Genomic DNA, 25,408 nt, shown 5'->3' on the forward strand with positions numbered 1-25,408 from the left:
ATTTAATTTATTAAAAATGGAGTTTTTATGCCCACTATGAATGATATGCCACAGATGTTGGCATTAGTTTTATTGCTTATTATTTTATATCTAGGTGATGTTGTTTCAACACGGACTAAAGCTTGGATACCTTCAGTTTTTATTTGTGCTGTCCTGTTTTTATTAGGTTATTGGACATTCTTCCCAACTGATATTGTTGCTCGAGCAGGTATCCCAAATGTAGTAGCTGTTATGTTTATGTATTTATTGATTGTAAACATGGGAACTTTGTTATCAATAAATGAGTTGATACTACAATGGAAGACAATACTTATATCGCTTTCAGGAATTGTGGGTATTATTGTTGTTGCTATTATGGTTGGATATCTATTTTTTGACCTCAACACCATTATTGTCGCTATTCCACCATTAGTCGGTGGTATTGTTTCAGCCATTATTATGGCTAAAGGGGCAACTGATGCAGGATTGCCAGATCTGGCTGTATTTGCAATTATAATCTATGTAATGCAAGGTTTTATTGGTTATCCATTAACTTCAATTATGCTGAAAAAAGAAGGTCGCCGTGTATTGAAAAAATATCATGAAGGGACTTGGGTCGTTGAAAAAGATGTTAGTACTATGGATAAACAAGCTGCAACTACTGATGAAAATCCGATGCCAGGTCTGTTTGCTAAAATTCCAGCAAGTTATAATTCTTCGTACTTTATCTTTTTACGTATTGCAATAGTGGGCTTTTTAGCTTACTCAGTATCGGAAGTATTGAAACCTGTCGTCAGTATTAGTCCATTTGTTTTATGTTTATTATTTGGTGTTGTTGCTGCTTCTTTAGGTTTTTTAGAACGTCACCCTTTAAAGAAAGCCGGTGGTTTTGGGCTTGCGGTTATGGGGTTAATGTTATTTATTTTTGATACTTTGAGCCGAGCAACGCCGGATATGTTAATTAGACTTATCACACCTTTAATTATTTTTATTCTTTCTGCTGTTGTTGGGATGTTTATTTTTTCGGTTATTGTCGGTAAAGTTTTAAAAGTAAGTAAAGAAATGGCTTTTTCGATCGCTTTAACAGCACTATATGGCTTTCCGGCTGATTATATTATCACTAACGAGGTTATTAATAATTTAACCAAAGATCCAAAAGAGAAAGAGGTATTAACTAGCCATATGTTACCACCGATGTTAATTGGAGGATTTATTTCAGTAACGATGGTATCGGTTGTGTTAGCTGGCATCATGGTTAATATGATTGTTGGTCCGTTAACGCCAATTAATTAGTTGGAAATTTAATTATCAGATTCAACTTGTAGATTTGTGCAAATATGTGCACTATTAAAAGAATACATATGAAATATATAAAAGGTAGTAACATGATTAATCAAACTATTAAAGATTCAATAAAACAGAACATTAACGACATGATTACGTTTCGTCGTGATTTACATCGCCATCCAGAATTACCGTGGGAAGAATTTAGAACTACTGATAGAATTGCTGAAGAACTTGATAAAATTGGTATTACTTATCGACGCACTAAGCCGACAGGTATTATTGCTGAGATCCAAGGCGGTAAACCAGGTAAAACGATTTTACTAAGGGCAGATATTGATGCTTTACCGGTTAAGGAATTAAGTACCAATATTGATTATCAATCCACTATTGATGGCAAAATGCATGCTTGTGGACATGATACTCATACCGCTATGCTGCTCACTGCTGCTAAAACGTTATATTCTATCCGGGAACAGTTAAAAGGTAATGTGCGATTAGTATTTCAGCCGGCTGAAGAAATTGCACAAGGGGCAAAAGGGATGATCGAACAAGGCGTACTTGAAGGTGTTGATAGCGCTTTTGGTATGCATATATGGTCACAAATGCCAGTAGGTAAAGTATCTTGTGTTGTTGGTTCAAGCTTTGCTTCAGCCGATCTATTAACGGTTAAATTTAAAGGTCGTGGTGGTCATGGTTCAATGCCACATGATACCGTGGATGCGGTTATGGTTGCATCTGCATTTGTTATGAATGTTCAATCAATTGTTTCTCGTGAAATATCGCCTCTCGATCCTGCGGTTGTGACTATAGGTCGAATGGATGTGGGTACGCGTTTTAACGTAATTGCTGAAAATGCGGTATTAGAAGGTACTGTGAGATGTTTTAATGTTGCAGTGCGTGAAAAAATAGAAGCTGCAATTAGACGTTATGCCAACCAAGTAGCAGCTATGTATAGAGCGACCGCTGAAGTCGAGTATATCTATGGGACCTTACCAGTTATAAACGATAAAGAAAGCGCACTATTAGCACAAAAAGTCATTGTAGAATCATTTGGTGAAGATGCATTGTATTTTGAAGCACCAACTACCGGTGGTGAAGACTTTAGTTATTATACTGAAAACATTCCTGGTGCTTTTGCTTTAGTTGGATCTGGTAATCCTGAAAAAGATACTCAATGGCCACATCACCATGGCTGTTTTAATGTTGACGAAGATGGTATGGCGTTAGGTGCAGAATTTTATGTACAATATGCATGGGCCTATTTAAATCAAGATTAGCCATTCATAATTAATCATCAATTGATTATTTTCTTTACTTATCAACCTTCGATTTACTGTTTGAAGGTTGATAAATCATTTTTCAATAAATTAACTCCCCAAAACAGCCTAATAATTTGAAAATTTGTGCAAAGGGGATTTTATTGCTTAAAAATCTCACCTAATATCGAATCGGTTATCGGCATCTTAAAGACTAAATTGACACTTTATGGTATGATTAGCAAAATTTATTAGTAAAAGTAATGGTGATTATGAGTTATCAAGTCTTAGCACGTAAGTGGCGACCAAAATCATTTTCTGAAGTAGTAGGGCAACAGCATGTTTTAAAAATTTTATCTAATGCTCTTTCTCTTGGTCGAGTACATCACGCTTATCTGTTCTCTGGTACTCGAGGTGTAGGTAAAACTTCGATTGCTCGATTGTTAGCCAAAGGCTTAAATTGTGAAAGTGGTATAACGGCAACGCCTTGTGGTGTTTGTGATAATTGTCGTGAGATTGAACAGGGTCGTTTTGTTGACTTACTCGAAATTGATGCTGCCTCACGTACTAAAGTCGAAGATACTCGGGAAATTTTAGATAATATTCAATATTTGCCAAGCAAAGGCCGTTTTAAAGTTTACTTAATCGATGAAGTACATATGCTCTCTCGTAGTAGCTTCAATGCTTTATTAAAAACATTGGAAGAGCCACCAGAACACGTTAAGTTTTTATTAGCAACAACTGATCCGCAAAAATTACCTATCACTATTTTATCTCGCTGTCTGCATCTGCACTTAAATGTGCTTGATACATCATTAATTGCTGAGCAACTAAAACATATTTTGCAATTAGAACAAATTGAAAGTGAACCGCGAGCAATACAGCTGTTAGCTAAAGCAGCAAATGGTAGTATGCGCGATGCATTAAGTTTAACCGATCAAGCAATAGCGCTTGGTAATGGTAAAATTGATGCTGCGTCAGTAGCCTCCATGCTTGGTACTTTAGATAAAGCAATTCCTTTTTCATTAATTAATGCTCTTTATCAAAATGATGGTAATACTTTGATGCAACAGATTGAAGCGGCTGCTTTGCAAGGTGCAGATTGGGATAATTTATTAGCCGAATCTATTGCTTTGTTACATCAAATTGCCTTATTACAAGTTGTGCCGACAGCATTGGGTGATTATACAGATAATGAAGAACAGTTACGCTTCTTAGCTCAATATATGGCGCCTAATGATGTGCAACTATTTTATCAAATTTTATTAATGGGTCGGAAAGAACTTGCTTTTGCACCAGATAAAAAAATGGGTGTTGAAATGAGTTTTTTGCGCGCTTTAGCATTTATGCCTAAAAATGTCGATGCGATTATGCCACCAGCTGCAACAGCGACTATACCGACTACACCGACAAAAAAAGCTGAATCGCCTATTAGAACACAACCAGCTCAAGTTGTGACAACTTCATCACAAAACGTAAATGAGGCAGAGCCTGTACAGCAAACTGTTAAGTCAGCTATTGAGAATCAGCAATTAAATGACAGTACAATAGTAAGACCAGCTACTAGTGATGAAAATACTGTTTCACAACCAGAAATATCACTTCCTGATGATGCATCATCAATCACTAAAAACATTTTAGAGATGCGAATGCAGTTAATGAAAGAGGAACAAAAGCCAAAAAAGCCTGAATTGGTTGATTATCATCAACCATCTAATTCTTTAATTAACAGTAAACGGGATGACGTTCAGCAGCTTGCCAAGCTAGGCAATGATAGTGAAAAAAGTGATGAGGAAGTGGAACAAGAAGAGATAACTGCTGAAAATTATCAATGGCAGGCTTGTGGCATAGTTGAAACAAAAAATGAACCAGCACTTGATGCAAAAACATTATGCGATTCTTTCAAAGTTGATAAAACGCCAGAAATGGTTAAAAAATTAATTGTCGAAATGGCTGAAAAAGACGCTTGGTGTGCTGAAATTGAACAATTAGAACTTGCGCCATTAATTAAACAAATTGCGATTAATTCCTACCCTGAATTAATTGATGATAATCATATTATTTTGCATACGCGTTCGGCTGTGGAGCATCTAGCTAAATCGTCAGCAAATTGTATTAAGTTGCGAACTGCGCTGTCAAATTATCGTCAAAAAACACTCAATCTAGAGGTGGTGATTGATGATAATAAGGCTAATAAGACGCCGTTAGAAATGCGTGAGGATTTATATCAACAAAAGCTTGAACAAGCTAAATTGACGATTCATCAAGATCCTAAAGTTGAGACGATTTGTCAATATTTTGATGCCAAGATTGATGAATCGAGTATTCGTCCTGTATAATTACAGAATAAATGTTTTTTAATGAGGAATAATTATGTTTCCAGGTGGAAAAGGCGGTTTGGGTAATTTGATGAAACAAGCCCAACAAATGCAAGCAAAAATGCAGCAAGCTCAGGAAGAAATTGCTAAATTAGAAGTTACCGGTGAGTCAGGTGCTGGTATCGTTAAAGTAACTGTAAATGGTGCGCATAGTTGTAAACGTGTGGAAATTGATCCATCTTTATTAACTGAAGATGATAAAGAAATGTTAGAAGATTTGATTGCGGCTGCTTACAATGATGCAACTCGTCGTTTAGAAGAGGCGCAAAAAGAAAGAATGGCTCAAGTAACTGGCGGCATGCAATTACCTCCAGGCTTTAAAATGCCATTTTAAGTTGAAAAATTAATCAGATATCGTCTTATACATTTTGCCGACTTAGTCGGCAAAATTTCTTTTTATCTCCTGTCTATTTATACAGTTTTTCTTTATTAATTTTTTCCTATCAGGTAAACTAACTGATAATTACATTCAATTCACTTTCAATGTTGATTATATCAATTTGATTAATCTAGAATCTTAAAGGTTGTTTAATATAGGTTTATTTTAAGCAAACTTATTTAATCAACATTAAATTTATTAAGGATATATTGTGATAGGTCGTTTACGTGGAATCATTATTGAGAAACAACCACCTAAAGTATTAATTGAAGTTGGTGGTGTTGGCTATGAAGTTTTTATGCCAATGACCTGTTTTTATGAGTTACCCGACAATGGCAAAGAGGTAATTGTGTTAACTCATTTTGCTGTTCGAGAAGATGCTCAAGTGCTTTATGGATTTAATCATGAGCAAGAACGAGAGTTATTTCGTGAATTAATTAAAGTTAATGGCGTTGGCCCAAAATTAGCGCTGGCGATTTTATCTGGAATGTCTGCAGCACAATTTATTAACGCTGTTGAACAAGGTGAAATTAAAACATTGGTCAAATTACCGGGGGTCGGGACGAAAACCGCTGAACGATTAATTGTTGAAATGAAAGATCGTGTTAAACGCTTTGGTGAAGAACTATCAAATGTTAACCCGGCTATTGATATTGGTGATATTAAAAAATCATCCAACCAAATTGAAAGTGAAGCAGTTTCAGCGCTTATTGCTTTGGGTTATAAACCACAAGAAGCCAGCCGTATTATTAGTAAAGTCATTAGACCAGAAATGGATTGTGAAATGCTAATACGTGAAGCATTAAAGTCAGTATTGTAAAGTAGGTATTGATAATGATTGAAGCGGATCGTTTAATTGCTCCACAGGCACAAAAAGAAGAAGAGTCTTTAGATCGAGCCATTCGTCCTAAGTATTTGGATGAATATATTGGCCAACCTCAAGTTCGTGAGCAGATGAAAATTTTTATTCAAGCTGCTAAACAGCGTAGTGACGCACTTGATCATGTTTTAATATTTGGTCCTCCAGGTCTAGGTAAAACTACATTGGCAAATATTGTTGCTAATGAAATGAATGTTAATTTACGTACCACATCAGGACCAGTATTGGAAAAAGCGGGTGATTTAGCTGCTATGCTAACCAATTTAGAACCGAATGATGTGCTATTTATTGATGAAATTCATCGATTATCGCCAGTTGTTGAAGAAATCTTATATCCGGCAATGGAAGATTATCAACTTGATATTATGATTGGTGAAGGGCCAGCAGCACGTTCAATTAAAATAGATCTGCCTCCTTTTACCCTTATTGGCGCAACGACTCGAGCGGGCTCATTAACGTCGCCATTACGTGATCGCTTTGGTATTGTGCAACGACTTGAGTTTTATCGTGTAGAAGATTTGGAATATATTGTTAGCCGTAGTGCAAAATTTTTAGGTATGGATCTTTCTAAAGAAGGTGCTTACCTAATTGCCAAGCGTTCGCGAGGTACGCCACGGATTGCTAACCGTTTGTTACGGCGGGTTAGGGATTATGCTGATGTCAAATCTAAAGGTGTTATTGATGAACGAATTGCCACTCAAGCATTAGATATGTTAGATGTCGATAATGAAGGCTTTGATTATATGGATCGTAAGTTACTTCTGGCTATTATCGAGAAATTTATGGGTGGGCCAGTAGGTTTAGATAATATTGCAGCTGCAATAGGTGAAGAGCGTGAAACTATTGAGGATGTGTTAGAACCATTTTTGATTCAACAAGGTTATATCCAAAGAACGCCGAGAGGCAGAATTGCCACACCTCATGCTTATCGACATTTTGGTATTGTTCAAGATGATTAACTAGACCAACTGACTTTCAGTTTAAATTGTCGAATATTTGATAAAACACCGCCGATTGGCGGTGTTTTGCTTTTGTAGTATAAATTAACCGAGTTCTTTTTCAGTAAAAATACCACTGAATAAATCAGTACTAAGATAACGTTCACCTGAAGATGGTAAGATAACCACGATGGTTTTATTGGCATTTTCTGGTAGTCGCGCCAAGCGGTCAGCAGCAAATACTGCCGCACCGGATGAAATTCCTGCTAAAATACCTTCTTTTTCCATTAATAGCCGCGCAGTATCGATAGCATCTTCATTGCTTACTTTTTCGACCAAGTCAATCAAACTTAAATCTAAATTATCAGGAATGAATCCTGCACCAATACCTTGTATTTTATGTGGTCCTGGTTTGATTGGCTCACCAGCAAGTGCTTGGCTAATAACAGGTGAGGTACTTGGTTCAACCGCTACTGCAGTAATGTTTTTACCTTGTGTTTTTTTAATGTACTTAGTTACACCAGTAAAAGTCCCACCAGTACCGACCCCAGCAACAAAAATATCGACTTGTCCATCTGTGTCAAGCCAGATTTCTGGTCCAGTAGTTTTTTCATGAATTTCTGGATTAGCGGCATTACTGAATTGTTGTAGCATAATATTGTGTTTAGGATTACTGGCAACGATCTCTTCTGCTTTTTCGATTGCGCCTTTCATTCCTTTAGCTGCATCGGTTAGCACGAGATTAGCACCTAAAGCTTTTAAAAGTTTACGGCGTTCAATGCTCATGCTTTCAGGCATGGTTAAGGTTAATTTATATCCACGAGCAGCTGCAACCGCAGCAAGTGCGATACCGGTATTACCACTAGTTGGCTCGATAAGTTCAACATCAGGGTTTAATAAACCACGTTTCTCAGCATCCCAAATCATATTTGATGCAATGCGACACTTAATACTGAAACTAGGGTTACGAGATTCTACTTTGGCTAATATATTTCCTCGTCCGAAATGTTTTAAGCGAACTAAAGGCGTATGGCCAATGGTCTGTGAATTATCATCAAATATTTTACTCATGTTTGAATCCTTTTTTATTGCCTAATGATAAATAGTATCACTTTGTTAATATTAATATCATTATAAATATAACTATAAAAGATGAAACTAATTAATAATTATAACAATATGCATTTTGGGAATAAGCAATAGGTTAAAAGAGCAAGTACTTGAACATTATCATGATGAAAAATGGATTAGCTTAAATTGACAGGTATATCTATCGCCAAATTACAGTAAGTCTACTAAATTTATGTTGTACAGATAAAAAAGAGAATATAGAAAAAAGAATATTTTAAGCGCAATATACTGATAAAAAATAATTCAACTTAATCGAAGACCTCATTTTCCATATCTAATTCAATTTTTTTAATTGCTTGTTCACAACGATATATTCGATTATCTAATGCTGCTATTTTTGTATAATCAATAGCCTCAGGTGATAGTTCTAATTCGTATTTCATCTCTTGCAATCGACGTAGATAATCTAAATGTCTGGAATGTTTTTCCGCTACTGTTTCTTTAATCACGTAACTTGTTGGTTGCTTACGTAAATGTACAGTAGCAAGTTCTCGACTTAGAGCAGTGATTTGGTCAATAAGTTTTTCTGATAAAAATTCAATTTGACTTAGTTTTTCGGTTAAAGCGGCATCACAGAGGGATTGATAAGTAAGCTTAATCTTATCGATATAAAATTGAAAATCGACTTCAATCTTACTGCTATTAAACAGATGTTCATCAAAATAGTGTTCTTGATAAGCAGGTTGATCAGCTAGGTTGATCTGTTGCTCAAGTTGATTGATCTGCTCTTTTAATTTTTCCAAAAAGTTCTGCATAAATATATCTTCATTGTTGGTTAGATGTATCATCATCTTGTCCAAAATAATTGCCTAAATGAATTTTAGATAGATTCATTAATTTAATTAATGCTTCAAACGTTAATTTTTCATTAGGATTGTGGTTTGGACTGATTACTTTTTTTTCGATTAGTTGTAATTTAATACGGTTATAATCATCAACCAAATTTAGTGGTAATGGTGATTGAGCTCGATAGCCTAACCATAATATTCCTTGAATGGGTAAGCTCAAAGCAAATAAAATGGTAACAATAGTTACCGCTAATTGTGCTGGTAAATAATATTGCCAAACAATTAAGCCAATAATAATTGGTGGTAAGATTTTTTTCGCGGTTTTTATGTGGTTAATAATTTTTAATTCCGGAAATGAATATGAAAGCGCCTTATCTTTGGGGCAAAGATCCATATATGTTTGACCTGCCTTAAATTTTTTAACTAAATTCATCTGATTTGGATTCCTCGACATTCACATTTTAATGTCTTAAAATAGTGTCATTCAAATTGGGGGCTCTCTTTATTTTATCTTAAAAACCAAGATATCAGAAGTCGCCTTGTATATCACATTGATTATTTAATCATGTGTGGAGTTACCAATTTTGATTGGTATATATCTTTTTATTCAATTTATAGGAATTACTATGTCATCAAGTAATAACGCTCTTGTTCTGAATTGTGGAAGTTCATCTTTAAAATTTGCAATCATAAACCCTGAAAATGGTGATGAATTTTTATCTGGCTTAGCTGAATGTTTTCACCTTCCTGATGCTCGTATTAAATGGAAATTAGATGGTGAAAAGAAAGAAGCTTCTTTAGGTGCTGGTGCAGCGCACAGCGAAGCAATTAGATTTATTGTAAACAGTATTTTTCCACAAAAACCAGAATTATTAGATAGTATTAAATCAATTGGGCACCGTATTGTTCATGGTGGTGAGAAATATACCCAATCAGTTGTAATTGATGATTCAGTATTAAAAGGGATTGAAGAAGCAGCAGCTTTCGCACCTTTACATAATCCAGCTCATTTAATTGGTATTCGTGAAGCTTATGTTGCTTTTCCTCATTTAAAAGATAAAAACGTCGCAGTATTTGATACCGCATTCCATACTACAATGCCTAAAGAAGCATATTTATATGCAATTCCTAATGAATTATATACTAAACATGGTATTCGTCGTTATGGAGCTCATGGTACAAGTCACTATTATGTTAGCCGTGAAGCTGCTAAATTATTAAATAAACCTGTAGAAGAAACTAACGTGATTACTTGTCACTTAGGTAATGGTGCCTCTATTACTGCAGTTAAAAATGGTAAATGTGTTGAAACTTCAATGGGATTAACGCCACTTGAAGGTCTAGTTATGGGTACTCGTAGTGGTGATATTGATCCTGCTATTATGTTCTTCTTACATGACAATTTAAAAATGTCTGTTGCTGACATTAACAATTTATTAAACAAAAAATCTGGTTTACTAGGTTTAACTGGTGTTAGCAGTGACTGTCGTTATGTAACCGAAAATTACGATAAAGATGAAAATGCAAAAAATGCCTTAGATGTTTTTGTTCATCGTTTAGTAAAATACATTGGTGGTTATGCAATGTTATTAGACGGTCGTCTAGATGCAATCGTATTTACTGGCGGTATCGGCGAAAATTCTGAAGAAGTTCGTCGTATGACTTTACAAAAATTAAGCTTACTTGGTTTTGAACTTGATCAAGAACGCAACTTAGCGGCTCGTTTTGGTAAAGGTGGTAAAATTACTAAAGATGGTTCAGCAATCGCGATGGTAATTCCAACCAATGAAGAACTTGTCATTGCTCAAGATGCTGCACGTTTAACAGCTTAAAAGCTTTTAAAACCGCCTACAAGGCGGTTTGTTTTTTGGATTTAATAAAAGAATTAAGAGGAAACAAATTATGTCTCGTACCATTATGCTGATTCCAACAGGTACCAATGTTGGTTTAACAGGTGTAAGTCTAGGTGTTATTCGAGCAATGGAGCGTCAAGGTATTAATTTAAATGTATTTAAACCTGTTGCGCAACCAAGAGCAGGTGGCGATGCCCCTGATAATACAACTACTTTAGTTAGCTCAAACACATCCATTCCTACTTTAAAACCGTTAAAAATGAGTCATGTTGAGAACCTATTAGGTTTAAATCAACAAGATGTATTAATGGAAGAAATTGTCGCTCTGTATGCTGAAAATACCAAAGGTGCTGATGTTGTTTTAGTTGAAGGTATTGTACCAACAACTGATTATCCATTTGCTAATGAGTTAAATAATAACATTGCTAAAACACTTGGCGCTGAAATTATTTTTGTTGTAAATATGGGTAAAGATAATCCTGAACAGCTAAAAGATCGTATTGAGATTGCCCGTTCTAATTTTGGTGGCATTAAAAATGATAAGATCATTGGTGTCATTGTTAATAAAGTCAATGCTCCTGTTGAAGAGCAAAATCTTGCCCGTCCTGATGTGGCCGAAATTTATCATACGCCAAAATTTGATAATAAAAAAATCACTATTAAGGATTTAAGCGAGCATAGTCCATTACCAGTCCTTGGCTGTATTCCTTGGAATATTGATTTGAGTGCTTGCCGAGCAATCGATATTGCTAAACATTTTGATGCAAAAATCATTAATGAAGGCGCAATTAAAAATCGCCGAATTAAACATGTTTCTTTCTGTTCTCGTAGCGTCCAAAATATCATCAATCACCTGCAACCAAATGCGCTTTTAGTGACTTCAGCCGACCGCGCTGATGTATTGGTTACTATTAGTTTAGCCGCGATGAACGGTGTTGCCATTGGTGGGGTATTGCTAACTGGTGGTTACGAGATTGATGAAAAAGTGTATAAGTTATGTCAACCAGCATTTGATACTGGTTTACCGGTATTTACGGTTAAAACCAATACATTCCAAACTTCAATTAACTTACAACAATTTAATCTAGAAATCCCTGTTGATGACAAAGAGCGTATGGATAATACTCAAAACTTTGTTGCTGACCATATTGATGCAAATTGGATTAAATCATTAAATGAAGTTGTAAATTCAGCACGACGTTTATCTCCACCAGCATTCCGTTATCAATTAACTGAACTTGCTCGTAATGCGAAAAAAGTGGTGGTATTACCAGAAGGCGACGAACCAAGAACCATCAAAGCTGCTGCAATTTGTGCCGAGCGTAACATTGCAAAATGTGTGCTGATTGGTAATCCAGATGAAGTTCGTAAAGTGGCTGCATCGCAAGGTGTTACCTTAGGTGCTGGTGTAGAAATTGTTGACCCAGATAGTATTCGTGAAAAATATGTACCACGTTTAGTTGAATTGCGTAAAAACAAAGGTATGACTGAAGTCATTGCTCGTGAGCAATTAGCGGATAATGTAGTACTTGGTACAATGATGCTTGAAGCAAACGAAGTTGATGGTTTAGTTTCAGGTGCGGTACACACTACGGCTAATACAATTCGTCCACCATTACAATTAATCAAAACTGCACCAGGAAGCTCACTTGTATCATCGGTGTTCTTTATGTTAATGCCTGATCAAGTTTATATTTATGGTGACTGTGCAATCAATCCAGATCCAAATGCACAAGAGCTTGCGGAAATCGCTATTCAATCTGCTGATACTGCAATTGCCTTTGGTATTGAACCACGTGTTGCAATGATCTCTTATTCAACCGGAAGTTCTGGTCAAGGTGCCGATGTTGAGAAAGTGAAAGAAGCAACTCGTATAGCACAAGAAAAACGCCCTGATCTAATGATTGATGGTCCATTACAATATGATGCAGCAGTTATGCCTGATGTGGCAAAATCTAAAGCACCTAATTCACAAGTCGCTGGTAAAGCAACAGTATTTATCTTCCCTGATTTAAATACTGGTAACACCACTTACAAAGCGGTACAACGTTCAGCGGATCTTGTCTCAATTGGTCCTATGTTACAAGGTATGCGTAAACCTGTTAACGATCTATCACGTGGCGCTTTAGTTGACGACATTGTTTATACTATTGCACTAACTGCTATTCAATCTGCACAAGAACAAAATGCTAGTAAATAGTTAAAATCTATGTTTTAATTTATGAGAGGTTTTTCTATAACCTCTCAATTTTCCTGTCTCACAAGTCTTATCATTTTTATAAATGACAAAATTAGTTAAGGATGATGTAAGTTTTACATTGTTTAATGCTGTTTTTAGATCTTATTCTCATAATTATTGAATAGTTTTTGGTTAATATTTAAATGTTTTTTATTTTTGACCTATATTTCTGTAATTAAATCAATTTTTAACATTTGCTGTTAAGCCTTACCTCTTTAATTATTTAATTAAAATATGACGGTTACACGTCTCTGTTTCTACGTTAAAAAATTAGGTTTTATTTTTTCAAATAGATCAATTTCTCATTAATTTTATAAAAGGTAGAACGAAATGACCTGTCTTAATCATGACTCCATCAGAGTAATTGCACCAAATATATATCATGACACTTCATGGAATGAGGCAGAAGTATTAGGTGCCATGGTTTGGTTATGGAACAGAAACTCATATTACCGAAATTCAGCCATAAACTCGGCGGTGGAAATATTACTACCTATCATTCAGTCTAAAAATTTCATTTTACTCATTAAAAATAACCGACCATTGGGTTATCTCAATTGGGCTTATTTGAACTCAGAAGAAGAATATAACTACTTAAATAAAAAAGATAATTATGTAAATTTTGTTCAATGCAATACCAAAGATGATAGCAAAAATTTATGGATTTTATCTTTTTTTTGTCCATTTGGATTGAATGAATCTCTCTTAATGAAATCAATATGTAAAAAAGTCCTAAAAAATAATCTCTGCTTTTTTGGTTATCACAAATCGAAAACAAACACTGTTGTAAAAAAAGTTCAATGTTAGAGTCTATAAGGATTAAATTATGAATCGAATATACCAAACTAAATATAATTTTATTACTGGTACTAGCATAGTTTGTTCTGAATTGACACGACGTGTTAGTAAAGTAATGATAACGGTTTCAATTTTATCTGCCTCCGCCTCATCTTTTGCTTTAGATTGTACACCGAGTGCTGATGGATCTTATTTAGTCGGTCAAAATAGCCCTAGTTGCAATAATATAAAGTCGGCAACTGTAACACAAGCAGGTAATGCAAGTTTCTATATTTTAACAAGGAGTAAATTGCATGAACAACTTAATGTTGGCGATACAACTCTTACCGCAAATGTTAACGGCAATTATACCGGTTTAGGTAACCAATATACTTATGGTGTTTATGGTAGTTCAATTAATGCTGGTAATTTGAATTTTACTATTAATAATAATGGTAATGTGGTGGGGTTGATTACCTACAACAACGTAGATATAACTGCTAAAGATGTTGCATTAAATATAACTGATAATTATACCCGTGGTCAAAATTCTAGTGGTACGGTTCAAGCTTATGGAATATTAGCTGGCTCTTCTATCAATTCAGATGAAGGAAACGCCTATAATGGTAAATATAGCACAATTACAGTCGATAAACTGACAATCAATCAAACAACATCAGGAGGTAAAACTTCACCGTTATTAAATAATGGTATTCGCGCTATTCAAGGTGCATATACTAATAGCGGCGATGGTTCAACCGGCCGAGTTATTGTTAATGATGATTTGGATATGACGTTGACAGGTAATCGTGCTGTAGGTATTTATGTATCTGGTAATGCAACCAATTATAATGGAGCCAACGAAACAGGTTCTAGTGGTCAATTGACGCCAATAGTGATTTTAAAAGGTGCTAAAAATAGTATTGTTTTGAATAAAGGTAGTGATAGTTCATCATTAGATTGGGACAGTAGTGGTATTAAATTAGGTAAGGCACGTAATATGGGGGAAGGTCCCGGTATTTTAGAATCTCACGGCGAACTCACCATTGATACGACTAATGCTTTAAATGGTTCTGGTATCAAAATGATACGAAATTCTTTATTGAAAGCTGATTATGATACTAGTTCGACAATTATTAAAACCAATGGTTATGCACTTGAAATAGGTACCCATGATGATACTAATTCAAATGGCGAGTTTGAACAAGCTGCCTCACATAATGTTAGTGCTAGTTTTAAAAATGCCATATTTACTACTAATGGTACCAGTGCTGATCCAGTTATTAGCGGTTCTGTAGGTCGTAAAGATTTAATATTTGTCGATCAAGGGCAAGTCAATACCGTTTTATCATTTAGTGGTGATAAAACAGATCTTACGGCAAATGATTCTGGTTATATTATTAATGTGAGTGGTAATTATACCGCTTCTGGATATCAATTCTTTTCTAACACTTATGATCAAGCTGGTGATGAACAGGGCCATGATGCCTATCTAGCGTCATCGGTAACCTTTAATGCTTCTGATAAGGGTAGTATGACTGGGTTAGTTTATAAAGGTTTGGTTAAAACAGAAGAGGGCGAAGTATTAGATACCGATAAAACACCATCACTTAATTTAAACTTAAAAAATGGTTTTACTTGGAATTTGAAAGCAAATGGTACTAATAAAACCGCATTATTTGATAATTTGACCTTAGCAAATGGTGCAGTACTTAATGCGGCATTTGATAATGCCGGCGGCAATGAATTTGTTTTACAAGGTAATGTTATCAATGATGGTGGCATTATCAGTATGGATAACCGTTCTCATGGAGAATATAATGATATTTTAACCATTCAAGGTAACTATTTTGCATCCAATAATGCGATAGTTAAGATGAATACATTATGGAATAATGTAAGTGATACTTATGCAAACAATTCGCAATCAGATTTACTGAAAATTACTGGTGATGTTAAAGGTTTGACCAAAATCATACCAGTTGATACCAATGGCGATGAAAATGTTATTGATGGCAATATACATCAAGTTGCTACAGTATTGAATAGTACACCGATTATTAAAATAGAAAAATCAACCACCGTAAACAATTTTATTGGCGATGCTCAAACCAAAGGTGCGACTGAAATTCAATTAGCAAAACGCCAAACAGCTAATGGTGATGAATACTATTGGACTATGGATGCTGCTAAGCAAACAACACCATCATCATCACTAGTGCCTCCGGCGCCACCAAAAAAAGTGATTTATTCACATGCAGTGGCCGGATATGTTTCAATGCCACGAGTAAACCAAGAGCAAGGTCTATTAAGTGTTGGTACTTTGCATGAACGTAGAGGTAGCTATACCAATTTTAATTTAGCAAAATGTAGTACCTGTGATAACTATCTAAGTGAAACATGGGGGAGAATATTAGGAAAACATCTAAAATTAGATGGGAAAAAACGGCTGAATTTAGATACTGGTGTCTATGGACTACAACTTGGTCATGATCTTTTAAATAATTTATTTGCCGATGGTAGCCACAATTATATCGGTGCCTATTTTTCATATACTAAAGCCAATACTGATTTTTCCGATAAATATCGTGCAGTTAATGGTTTAATTGCTCATAACAAAAAAACAGGTAAAGGTAACTCGGAAGCATTTAACCTTGGATTAACTAATACTTATTTTTCAGTTGATAATAGTTACATCGATTTAGTAGGCCAATTCTCGGCATTACGAAACAAATACGATGCGCATAAAAGCACTAGTTCAATTCACCAAAATGGCTTTGGTGTAGCGGTTTCCGCAGAAGCTGGATCTGCTTTTAATTTTGGCCAAAATGATATTAAGCAAAGTGATTGGTCAGTGGAACCACAAATGCAACTTGTCTATCAATATATTGATTTGGATAACTTTAAGGATAAATATCGAAGTGTGGATCAAAATAACCAAAAATTACTTCGTGGCCGCATTGGTGTTCGATTGGCTTACAATGACCTGGCGCAATCACAACAAATCTCTTCTTTTTATACTATAGCCAATGTTTGGCACGATTTTATTAAACCAAGTAGTATTGAAGTGGGTAGAGACCGTTTAAGTGAAAAATATAACAGTAGTTGGGGGGAAATTGGTTTAGGCGCAAAAACACCAATAGTTAAAGATACCTATTTATATGGTGATGCGCGCTTCGAACATAATTTCAGTAGTGCTAAACATCAAGGTTATCAGGGTAATATTGGTGTTGAGCACAAATGGTAGTATCAATGGTAATACATAAAGTTGCTTAGTTTTATCTACTAATATATACATAGTAATTTGCTTTATAGTTACTATGTATATATTTTTTTATTCTTCATAAACTATTTTGAAAAATTTCCCACAACTATTACTTCAAGTGCCTATAGAATTATTTCCATTACGCAGTTCATTTCTCTAAGCAAGTTATCGATCTATTAATACATAGACACAATATATAAAAAAAATACTGCTAGGCTATTTAAGCATAATGATTAGATGATACAATAGCCACCAATTTTTATATTAGCCCATATTTTAGGAATTAAGATTGATGAATAAAGACATCCACCAGCAGCGTATATTGATTTTGGATTTTGGCTCACAAGTAACGCAATTAATTGCTCGACGAGTTCGTGAAATCGGTGTTTATTGTGAACTTTGGCCATGGGATGTTTCGGAAGAAAAAATCAAACAATTTAATCCTAAAGGTATCATTTTATCGGGTGGTCCCGAAAGTACTACCGAGCAAAATAGCCCTCGTGCACCTGAATATGTGTTTAACGCAGGCGTGCCGGTATTAGGTATTTGCTATGGTATGCAAACAATGGCGATCCAGTTAGGTAAGGGCGGAGTCGTTACTGCATCTAATCAACGTGAATTTGGTTATGCTAAAGTAGATATTGTTGCAAAATCAAAATTAACAGACGGAATTTTAGATAGCATTAATGATCAAGGTATTAATCAACTTGATGTTTGGATGAGTCATGGTGATAAAGTCACTTCACTACCAGACTCGTTTACGGTAATAGGCCAAACAGAAACCTGTCCATTTGCCATTATGGCAAATGATGAAAAACAATTTTATGGCGTACAGTTTCATCCTGAAGTTACTCATACCGTTAAAGGATTTGAATTATTACAACGCTTTGTTATCGATATTTGTCATTGTGAAAAATTGTGGACACCATCTTCTATTATCACTGATGCGGTGGCGCGCATCAAAGAGAAGGTGGGCAAGGATAAAGTATTATTAGGTCTATCTGGCGGTGTTGATTCTTCGGTTACTGCACTATTATTACATCAAGCCATCGGCGATCAGTTAACCTGTGTTTTTGTGGATCATGGTTTATTACGTTTAAATGAAGCACAGCAAGTGATGGACATGTTTGGTGATAAATTTGGTTTAAATATTATCGCTGTTAATGCTGAAGATCGTTTTATGGCGGCACTAAAAGGTGAAGCAGATCCGGAAGCTAAACGTAAAATCATTGGTCGTGAATTTGTTGCAGTTTTTGATGAAGAAGCAGCAAAACTTAAAGATGTAAAATGGCTTGCTCAAGGGACTATTTATCCCGATGTTATTGAATCAGCAGCCGCTGACACAGGTAAAGCACATGTCATCAAATCTCACCATAATGTCGGTGGTTTACCAGAAGATATGAAAATGGGCTTAGTTGAACCTTTACGTGAATTATTCAAAGATGAAGTACGTAAAGTTGGTTTAGAACTCGGTTTACCTTACGATATGCTATATCGTCATCCATTCCCTGGACCAGGTTTAGGTGTTCGGGTACTGGGTGAGGTGAAAAAAGAGTATTGTGATTTATTAAGACAAGCCGATGCGATTTTTATCGAGGAACTCTACAAAGCTGAACTATACCACAAAGTTAGTCAAGCATTTACCGTATTTTTACCTGTACGCTCGGTTGGTGTTATGGGTGATGGCCGTCGCTATGATTGGGTTGTCTCACTACGTGCCGTAGAAACCATCGACTTTATGACCGCTCATTGGGCTCATCTTCCATACGACTTTTTAGGAAGAGTATCGAACCGCATTATCAATGAAGTAAATGGGATATCACGAGTGGTTTATGATATCAGCGGAAAACCGCCAGCGACTATTGAATGGGAGTAACGTTCTCTTTTTGTTATTAATATAGATCAATATCTAAAAAGCCAGTGATATAAACCATATCGCTGGTTTTTTTGTTTGTTTAAATAAACTATCTTTTGCAATATCTTTAAATTATTTTTTGTAAAAAATAATAGAAAAATTGATATGTATTTAGAACGATATTTACAAGTTGACTGAGTCCAAATTGAAAACATTAAAAGTAAAAGGTTATGATGATTTGTTACTAAATTTATTTCTAGTTATCATCGTTATACCTTAAGGATAGCTTTAGTATAATGTATTGATAAATAGCCTGAGTTCAATAAGGGGCCAAACCTAGCCAATAATTAAATTACTTTATGGGAGTATATATACACTTAATTACACTAAAAAAGGAATCTTGAACCAACTTTGTCTTTCTCAACGATTTACTCGCAATGGAGATTGATATAGATAAAAATTTAAGTCCGTGCTTGGAGAATTTGGTTAACAGTGAAGTAATTAAGACTGATGGTGATTTGATTGAGCCTTTAGCGAAATATTGATTTAATTTTTATATCTCATTTTTATGTTTTATAAGACCATTAATCAGAGTAAGTATCAATTCGTTGAAAATGGATATAATTAATTTTCTTAGTTAGAACCTATCAAATAAATTGTGATAAAATAGAATAATGTTTAATCAATTTTAGTATTCAATACATGGATGCAGATGCTATAAGTAATCTAAAAAAAAGTCTACAAGGTTGTTTTGGAGATAAAACTGTTCTTATTGTTGGTTCTGGATTATCTTGTGCTGAAGGCATACCTGGAATGTTGGAGTTAAGCGAATTCTTGTGTAATAAGATTCCTGATTTATTGTCAGAGCCCGATGATCTAAATGTATGGCTAAAGATTTCAGCTAAACTAGGAGAAGGAAAAGACTTAGAAAGTGTTTTACTATCATCTCAGATTTCGTCAGTTATAGAGAATAATATTATTCAATTAACCTCAGAACTTATACTTGAACATGAACTCCAAGTTTTACAAAATTGTATACAAAATCAACGAAAACTAAAAATAGAAAAGTTGTTACCTTATTTATCTGTTGAGACCCCTAAAATTATTAATATTATAACAACTAACTATGATCGTTTAATTGAGTTTGCAGGCGAAAATTTAGGTTTTGGTGTTGATACTATGATGACAGGTAAATTTTTGGGAAAACATAACCCTAATGAAAGCTTATTTTCTCTATGCACAGGTATTGTTAAACGAAGCAGAACAGTAAAACTTAGTTATAAAGATAGAATTCATCTATATAAACCACATGGAAGTCTTGATTGGTATTCAACGTCTAATGGCATTTTATATAGCTCATTAAATTTTAATTGCCCTAGAATGATAATTACTCCGGGAACTAAAAAATACTTAAAGGGTTATGAATCACCATTTGATGTGCATAGGGATCAGGGCAATCAAAAAATAGATCAAGCAAACGCTATTATCTTTGTTGGTTATGGATTTAATGACACGCATTTACAGACACATATATCAAATAAACTCCGAAATGGAACCAAAGGTATTATTCTAACGAGGAATTTATCCGAAAATGCTACAAGTATTATTAAAAATTCTCCTAATTTAATTGCACTTTCAGACTCAAACCGTGAAGGAAAATCAGGAACATTAGTCACCACACAACAGTCATCAAATTTTATATCTGAAACACAATGGTGGGATTTGGAACGATTTGTTGAAGGAGTACTATCTGCATGAAAAAAAATAAAAACATATTAAATTTTACAGAGCAGGAAAAAATTGGTTTTGTCTCTGCTGTAGATACAACAAAGGTCTTAATTACAGTTGAGGACAAAACGTTAATGCCGTCTATTTCTGTCGGGCATTTGATTGCAATTCAAGGCAGTATTGTTACAGATTTTTTGATCGGTATTGTTGATAAAGTGACTCGAACTTTAGATAAAAAATTGTTAACTGATGATATAACAAATGATGGCTATATTCCTTTGCAAGAAACACAGGATGATTTGATAAGGATTATATTAATTGGGACTTATCGATCTGTTGATGGTAATGAAATAAATACTTTTAAACGTGGTGCCGATAGCTTTCCTCAAGTGGAAAGAGCATGTTATTTAGTTGAAGGTAATAATTTACAACTATTTATGAATTTGTTGTCATCTAAAGTTCCAGAAAATGAGAGATTAATAATAGGTAAATTTGTAGCAGATAGGGAAGCGATTGCTATTGCAAATGGTGATAAGTTTTTTCAAAGACATGCAGCTATTCTTGGTAGTACAGGGTCTGGTAAAAGTTGGACTGTAGCCTTAATTCTAGAAAAAGCAGCTAAATTAACATATTCTAATTTAATTGTTTTTGATATGCATGGAGAGTATTCACCTTTGTGTGATGGCAATAATGCATTTGCTAAACGTTTTAGGATAGCTGGCCCTGCAGATTTAGATAAACCAAGTGATGATAGTATATTTTTACCTTATTGGTTACTTAATCGGGATGAAATGTTAGCTATGATATTAGATAGGAGTGATGATAATGCTCCAAATCAAGCGACTCGATTTACAGAGCATGTAAGGAAATTAAAGACACAAACATTAAGTAATTTAAATAAACATGATGTATTAAATACTTTTACCGTTGACTCTCCAATTTTTTATAATATCAATGAATTAGCTAGTTTATTAAGTAGTGACAATGAAGAAAAAGTTCCTAGTTCTAGTAGTAATGATAAGAAAAAAAATGGTCCTTGGAATGGGAAATTAACGCGATTTGTTGCCAGATTAAATGCTAAGATTGAAGATCGTCGATTAGGATTTATGTTTAATCCTCCAGAAAAAACTAATGATTATAATTGGTTAGTCAATTTTGCTAAAGACTTATTTGAAACAGGTAAAAATAGAAAAGGGATTAAAGTAATCGATTTTTCTGAGGTTCCTTCTGATGTATTGCCTATAGTAACAGGCGTGCTAGCTAGGTTAATTTATACTATTCAATTTTGGATAGAAAACGAATACCGACACCCTTTAACGTTAGTTTGCGATGAAGCGCATTTATATTTACCTGTAAGGAATGCAGCAGAAGCAGCAGAGAAAAGATCTCTGGAATCATTTGAACGGATTGCAAAAGAAGGACGTAAATATGGAGTTTCATTACTTGTCATAAGTCAGCGCCCATCTGATGTGAGTAGAACAATATTAAGTCAGTGTAATAACTTTATTGTATTAAGATTAACGAATGACCAAGATCAAAACGTTGTAAAACGTTTAATACCTGAATCAATGGGGGGGATTGCTGATATTTTACCTTTGCTTGATACTGGAGAAGCTCTAATATTAGGTGATTCCATTTTGTTACCTACTAGAATAAAACTTGATAAACCTTTTATCGAGCCGGCAAGTGCAACAAAACAATTCTGGACAGAATGGGCTAATAATGAAAATAATCTTGATTCAATTGCTGATGCTGTTAGCGCCTTAAGAAAGCAAAGTCGCTGAGAATACAGCTCTTATTTTATTACGGTTTTTTTAACGGTATAAATATTTAAATAAATTTAATTTATTGTTTTTTCTAATAAATTAATTTATGCAATAACCAAGTTAAAGTAGCTTTTGTTTAGTTGTTATCTTCAATTAATATCTAAAAGCCATTCCAGATCGAATGGCTTTTTATTTGGTTTAAGACTCATAAAATTTATTTAATTAAACATGATAACGCCTAACAATAATCACTCATTCACTTTTAAATAATCGTTCGCTCTGTTGCATACCAGATTAGCGATTGAGAGTGATCGATAAACTGATTTTCATCATCTAATAATAATTGGATGGCTCTTTTGGCTTCAGGTGAAGTTCTGATAGTTAACATTTTTTCTTTACTTTGCCAGTAAATTTCAGCCATTCCATCAAAATCAAAAATGGGCGCACCTCTACTATTGCGCATAGCATTTCCCGGTTTTTTATCTTGTAATGGTATGCTTTGGACATAATGAAGAATTCCTAGTGCTTCTTTTTGTGAATTAACTAAAGCCGCATGGTGGTTACGCCAATAATCATCAAATTCTTGATAACTTAATGTCTTTTTGCGTTTAACTAACGTAATTAATTTGATCATTTAATACCTCCTTTAATAAATACGAGCATATGATAAAGTATGACAGTACTGTTAGAGTCAATAGGAGGTGTTATGAAAATTGGTGAATTATCCAAACTTAGTCAAATTAGTATAAGGATGCTTAGATACTATGAAGAAGCAGGACTTCTTTCACCAAAACGTACTGTTTCAGGTTATCGACAGTTTGAAATAGAGGACATTGACCGAGTTAAACTAATTCATAAGTTAAATAATGCAGGATTAACATTAAAAGTTATACGTAAGATCCTCCCTTGTTGGCAACATCAAAATAAAAAGTTTTCGCCTTGTAAAGAGTTCAAAATGGGGTTGAATGAAACTTTGTTAAAACTAGATGAACAAATCCAACTTTTACAGCAAAGTCGTAGTCATTTAATAACCTTGTTAAATGAAAACTAATATTTATTTTCTTTGCATGAATAGGTTTTTAATAGCCAATTGTTAAAATAGAGTGAGTTGTTACCTAAATTTACTAAACAATGGATAAGTTAATCCTGTATGGATTAGGGTTATCATTTTAATTACACGATATTGATAAAAATTGTGGGTAGTTTTCTTTTAATAATTCTATTATATCGCTAACAGTGGTTATCTTTGTTTATTTTTGCAGATTAAAGATGATCTAAATAATGAAGTAAATAGAATGATATAAGCCAATAAGCATTGAAGTAAAATTAATTAGGATTTAACATTATTTTTGTTATTATAAATCCCATTATTTGGTTAATTATTAAGGTAAAAATATGTTTAATTTAAAAAAATATTTAGTTGGTTTATTGGCATTGTTTAGTGCTTCTTGTTTTGCTCTCGACCACGTTGTTACTTTTGTTTGTACTGGTAACACCGGCCGTAGCCCTATGGCCGAAGCATTAGCTAAGGATTATGTCCACAAACATAATCTCAATATTGAGGTTCAATCACGGGGGGTTAATGTTGATCCGAGTGAATTAACCCCAGAAGCAAATACAGTTAAGGTATTAAAAGATAGAAATATTGATATATCGTCACATAAAGCAACTCAATTAGTTAAAGAAGATATCGATAAATCAGAATATTTACTGACAATGACGCAAAAACATAAAGATAAAATTTTAGGTCTATTCCCTGAATCGAAAGGTAAAGTATTTACATTATCTGAGTTTGCTACAGGTAAAAATGAAGATCTTTCAGACCCATACAAATTACCATTATCTGCTTATATTAAAGTAGAAAAACAATTAGATGAATTTTTACCATTGGCATTGGATAAAATTGCTAAAGAGAAATAATTTGATCTATTTTTTTATTAATTATTAATCTAAAAATCTTAACCCGCTTAGCGGGTTTTTCATTGAAGAAATTTAATCAACATAATATTTAGTTTTTTCGAATTTCTTTAATATTATTTTCCAAAACAAGTAAGATATTAGTCTTTTTTTGACATCTTTTTTAAAGATAATTTTTCTGTATTCTGAACGTTGTTTAATTAATAAAGCTCTATCAGCATCAATCGAAGAGTTTAAATTATAATCTTTAGTTACCTCGATCAAATGGGGTATTAAACCGTATATCTTTATGCCTGCACATAATCTAAATACTTTAAAAATATCTGCTTCATATCGAATAGGATATAAAAAGTTGATTAATTTTCTTGCTGCGTCATTTGTGATTATATATCCATTTGCTCTCACCGCTTTAGTGACTTCATACAGTTCAAATTCACCCATCTTGGTTTTTTTATTCATGAGATAATGAAAATCGGCAGTAAGTAGATAAATTCCATGTTTAAAATTTTTCTCTTCAAAACTGTTTAAAAATTTTGGTACTTCTGTTTTTAATACAGAATCATCTTCAAGAATTAAGGCATATGGTAGGTTATTATCAATAATTTCTTTATAAACACTAATATGGCTTAGAGCACAGCCAATTTCACCTTTAGTTAGATAATTTTTAGGATAATCGTTGGAAATACTTCGAATGTAATCATCAGATAATTGATAACCATCAATAGCTTTAATAAATTGGTAGTTTAGCTCTAAACGTTGACATATTTTTTCAATATTGGCTTTTTTTAATGATTGTCTTTCTAAGTTAATTATAAATGTTTTCATTTGTTCTTTTTCCTTATTCTTCTAAATTATAACATGGCAAAAAAATCATAAAAAGTAACAATACTTATTAACAAATGATCTATAAAAAATTATTGCTTGAGTATATACTCTTGCCTAAAGATTTTATTCTTCCATATAGTTGTATGTAGAAGAGTATGGTGAATAGT

20 protein-coding genes are annotated in these 25,408 nt (G+C 34.0%); 15 read left to right on the forward strand and 5 right to left on the reverse strand.

The features are described 5' to 3' along the window. Window positions 1–45 precede the first annotated feature (45 nt). The 6 genes from H3U96_RS00360 to ruvB all read left to right on the forward strand — a co-directional run bounded on the left by H3U96_RS00360 (window position 46) and on the right by ruvB (window position 7,118). Window positions 46–1,272 (forward strand): hypothetical protein, encoded by a 1,227-nt coding sequence (locus H3U96_RS00360; RefSeq protein WP_370545620.1) that lies wholly within the window; start codon window positions 46–48, stop codon window positions 1,270–1,272. 92 nt (window positions 1,273–1,364) lie between these two features. Continuing rightward, window positions 1,365–2,543 (forward strand): M20 family metallopeptidase, encoded by a 1,179-nt coding sequence (locus H3U96_RS00365; protein ID WP_198195632.1) that lies wholly within the window; start codon window positions 1,365–1,367, stop codon window positions 2,541–2,543. A 251-nt stretch (window positions 2,544–2,794) separates the two neighbouring features. Continuing rightward, on the forward strand, window positions 2,795–4,861 hold the full coding sequence (gene dnaX, locus H3U96_RS00370; RefSeq protein ID WP_198195263.1) for a DNA polymerase III subunit gamma/tau: 2,067 nt from the start codon (window positions 2,795–2,797) through the stop codon (window positions 4,859–4,861). A gap of 34 nt (window positions 4,862–4,895) precedes the next feature. Further along, complete coding sequence (locus tag H3U96_RS00375; RefSeq protein ID WP_065578932.1) at window positions 4,896–5,234, forward strand: YbaB/EbfC family nucleoid-associated protein; 339 nt, start codon at window positions 4,896–4,898, stop codon at window positions 5,232–5,234. 256 nt (window positions 5,235–5,490) lie between these two features. Next, entirely contained in the window at window positions 5,491–6,099 is a 609-nt protein-coding gene (gene ruvA, locus H3U96_RS00380) for a Holliday junction branch migration protein RuvA (RefSeq protein ID WP_065612868.1), read from the forward strand. Between the two features lie 14 nt (window positions 6,100–6,113). Continuing rightward, window positions 6,114–7,118: a Holliday junction branch migration DNA helicase RuvB gene (ruvB, locus tag H3U96_RS00385; protein ID WP_065612869.1), complete on the forward strand. Its 1,005-nt coding sequence runs from the start codon at window positions 6,114–6,116 to the stop codon at window positions 7,116–7,118. An 84-nt stretch (window positions 7,119–7,202) separates the two neighbouring features. Here the strand turns inward: ruvB and cysK are convergent, their stop codons facing one another. The 3 genes from cysK to yfbV all read right to left on the reverse strand — a co-directional run bounded on the left by cysK (window position 7,203) and on the right by yfbV (window position 9,449). Beyond that, the gene (gene cysK, locus H3U96_RS00390; RefSeq protein WP_086361117.1) at window positions 7,203–8,168 is read right to left on the reverse strand and encodes a cysteine synthase A; all 966 of its coding nucleotides are present in this window, start codon (window positions 8,166–8,168) and stop codon (window positions 7,203–7,205) included. Window positions 8,169–8,476: 308 nt separating this feature from the next. Beyond that, complete coding sequence (priC, locus tag H3U96_RS00395; RefSeq protein ID WP_165601670.1) at window positions 8,477–8,983, reverse strand: primosomal replication protein PriC; 507 nt, start codon at window positions 8,981–8,983, stop codon at window positions 8,477–8,479. 10 nt (window positions 8,984–8,993) lie between these two features. Next, on the reverse strand, window positions 8,994–9,449 hold the full coding sequence (gene yfbV, locus H3U96_RS00400; RefSeq protein WP_165755226.1) for a terminus macrodomain insulation protein YfbV: 456 nt from the start codon (window positions 9,447–9,449) through the stop codon (window positions 8,994–8,996). Between the two features lie 193 nt (window positions 9,450–9,642). Between yfbV and H3U96_RS00405 the strand changes: the two genes are divergently transcribed. The 7 genes from H3U96_RS00405 (at window position 9,643) to H3U96_RS00435 (ending at window position 22,517) form a co-directional block, all read left to right on the forward strand. Beyond that, entirely contained in the window at window positions 9,643–10,848 is a 1,206-nt protein-coding gene (locus H3U96_RS00405; RefSeq protein WP_086356956.1) for an acetate kinase, read from the forward strand. Window positions 10,849–10,918: 70 nt separating this feature from the next. After that, entirely contained in the window at window positions 10,919–13,069 is a 2,151-nt protein-coding gene (pta, locus tag H3U96_RS00410; protein WP_065578925.1) for a phosphate acetyltransferase, read from the forward strand. A gap of 369 nt (window positions 13,070–13,438) precedes the next feature. Continuing rightward, the gene (locus tag H3U96_RS00415) at window positions 13,439–13,915 is read left to right on the forward strand and encodes a toxin-activating lysine-acyltransferase (protein ID WP_086365342.1); all 477 of its coding nucleotides are present in this window, start codon (window positions 13,439–13,441) and stop codon (window positions 13,913–13,915) included. 19 nt (window positions 13,916–13,934) lie between these two features. Continuing rightward, on the forward strand, window positions 13,935–17,132 hold the full coding sequence (locus H3U96_RS00420; RefSeq protein WP_198195264.1) for an autotransporter outer membrane beta-barrel domain-containing protein: 3,198 nt from the start codon (window positions 13,935–13,937) through the stop codon (window positions 17,130–17,132). Window positions 17,133–17,442: 310 nt separating this feature from the next. Beyond that, window positions 17,443–19,026, forward strand: a complete 1,584-nt coding sequence (gene guaA, locus H3U96_RS00425; protein ID WP_198195265.1) for a glutamine-hydrolyzing GMP synthase — start codon at window positions 17,443–17,445, stop codon at window positions 19,024–19,026. A 681-nt stretch (window positions 19,027–19,707) separates the two neighbouring features. After that, complete coding sequence (locus H3U96_RS00430) at window positions 19,708–20,763, forward strand: SIR2 family protein (RefSeq protein ID WP_086361154.1); 1,056 nt, start codon at window positions 19,708–19,710, stop codon at window positions 20,761–20,763. Next, window positions 20,760–22,517, forward strand: a complete 1,758-nt coding sequence (locus tag H3U96_RS00435; protein WP_198195266.1) for an ATP-binding protein — start codon at window positions 20,760–20,762, stop codon at window positions 22,515–22,517. Before H3U96_RS00430 ends, H3U96_RS00435 begins: the two co-directional genes overlap by 4 nt. A 244-nt stretch (window positions 22,518–22,761) precedes the next feature. Here the strand turns inward: H3U96_RS00435 and H3U96_RS00440 are convergent, their stop codons facing one another. Further along, a complete protein-coding gene (locus tag H3U96_RS00440; protein ID WP_198195267.1) occupies window positions 22,762–23,133 on the reverse strand; it encodes an EthD domain-containing protein in 372 nt (123 codons plus the stop codon). Between the two features lie 72 nt (window positions 23,134–23,205). Here H3U96_RS00440 and H3U96_RS00445 point away from each other — a divergent pair, with 72 nt between their 5' ends. Beyond that, the gene (locus H3U96_RS00445) at window positions 23,206–23,550 is read left to right on the forward strand and encodes a MerR family transcriptional regulator (RefSeq protein WP_198195268.1); all 345 of its coding nucleotides are present in this window, start codon (window positions 23,206–23,208) and stop codon (window positions 23,548–23,550) included. 344 nt (window positions 23,551–23,894) lie between these two features. Further along, on the forward strand, window positions 23,895–24,419 hold the full coding sequence (locus H3U96_RS00450; RefSeq protein WP_110453499.1) for a low molecular weight protein arginine phosphatase: 525 nt from the start codon (window positions 23,895–23,897) through the stop codon (window positions 24,417–24,419). A 72-nt stretch (window positions 24,420–24,491) separates the two neighbouring features. Here H3U96_RS00450 and H3U96_RS00455 read toward each other — a convergent pair whose 3' ends face one another. Continuing rightward, window positions 24,492–25,241, reverse strand: a complete 750-nt coding sequence (locus H3U96_RS00455; protein WP_065578917.1) for a glycosyltransferase family 25 protein — start codon at window positions 25,239–25,241, stop codon at window positions 24,492–24,494. Between the last annotated feature and the right edge of the window lie 167 nt (window positions 25,242–25,408).

Origin of the sequence: Gilliamella sp. M0364, assembly GCF_016100565.1 — a bacterium.
Classification (GTDB): Bacteria; Pseudomonadota; Gammaproteobacteria; order Enterobacterales; family Orbaceae; genus Gilliamella; species Gilliamella apis.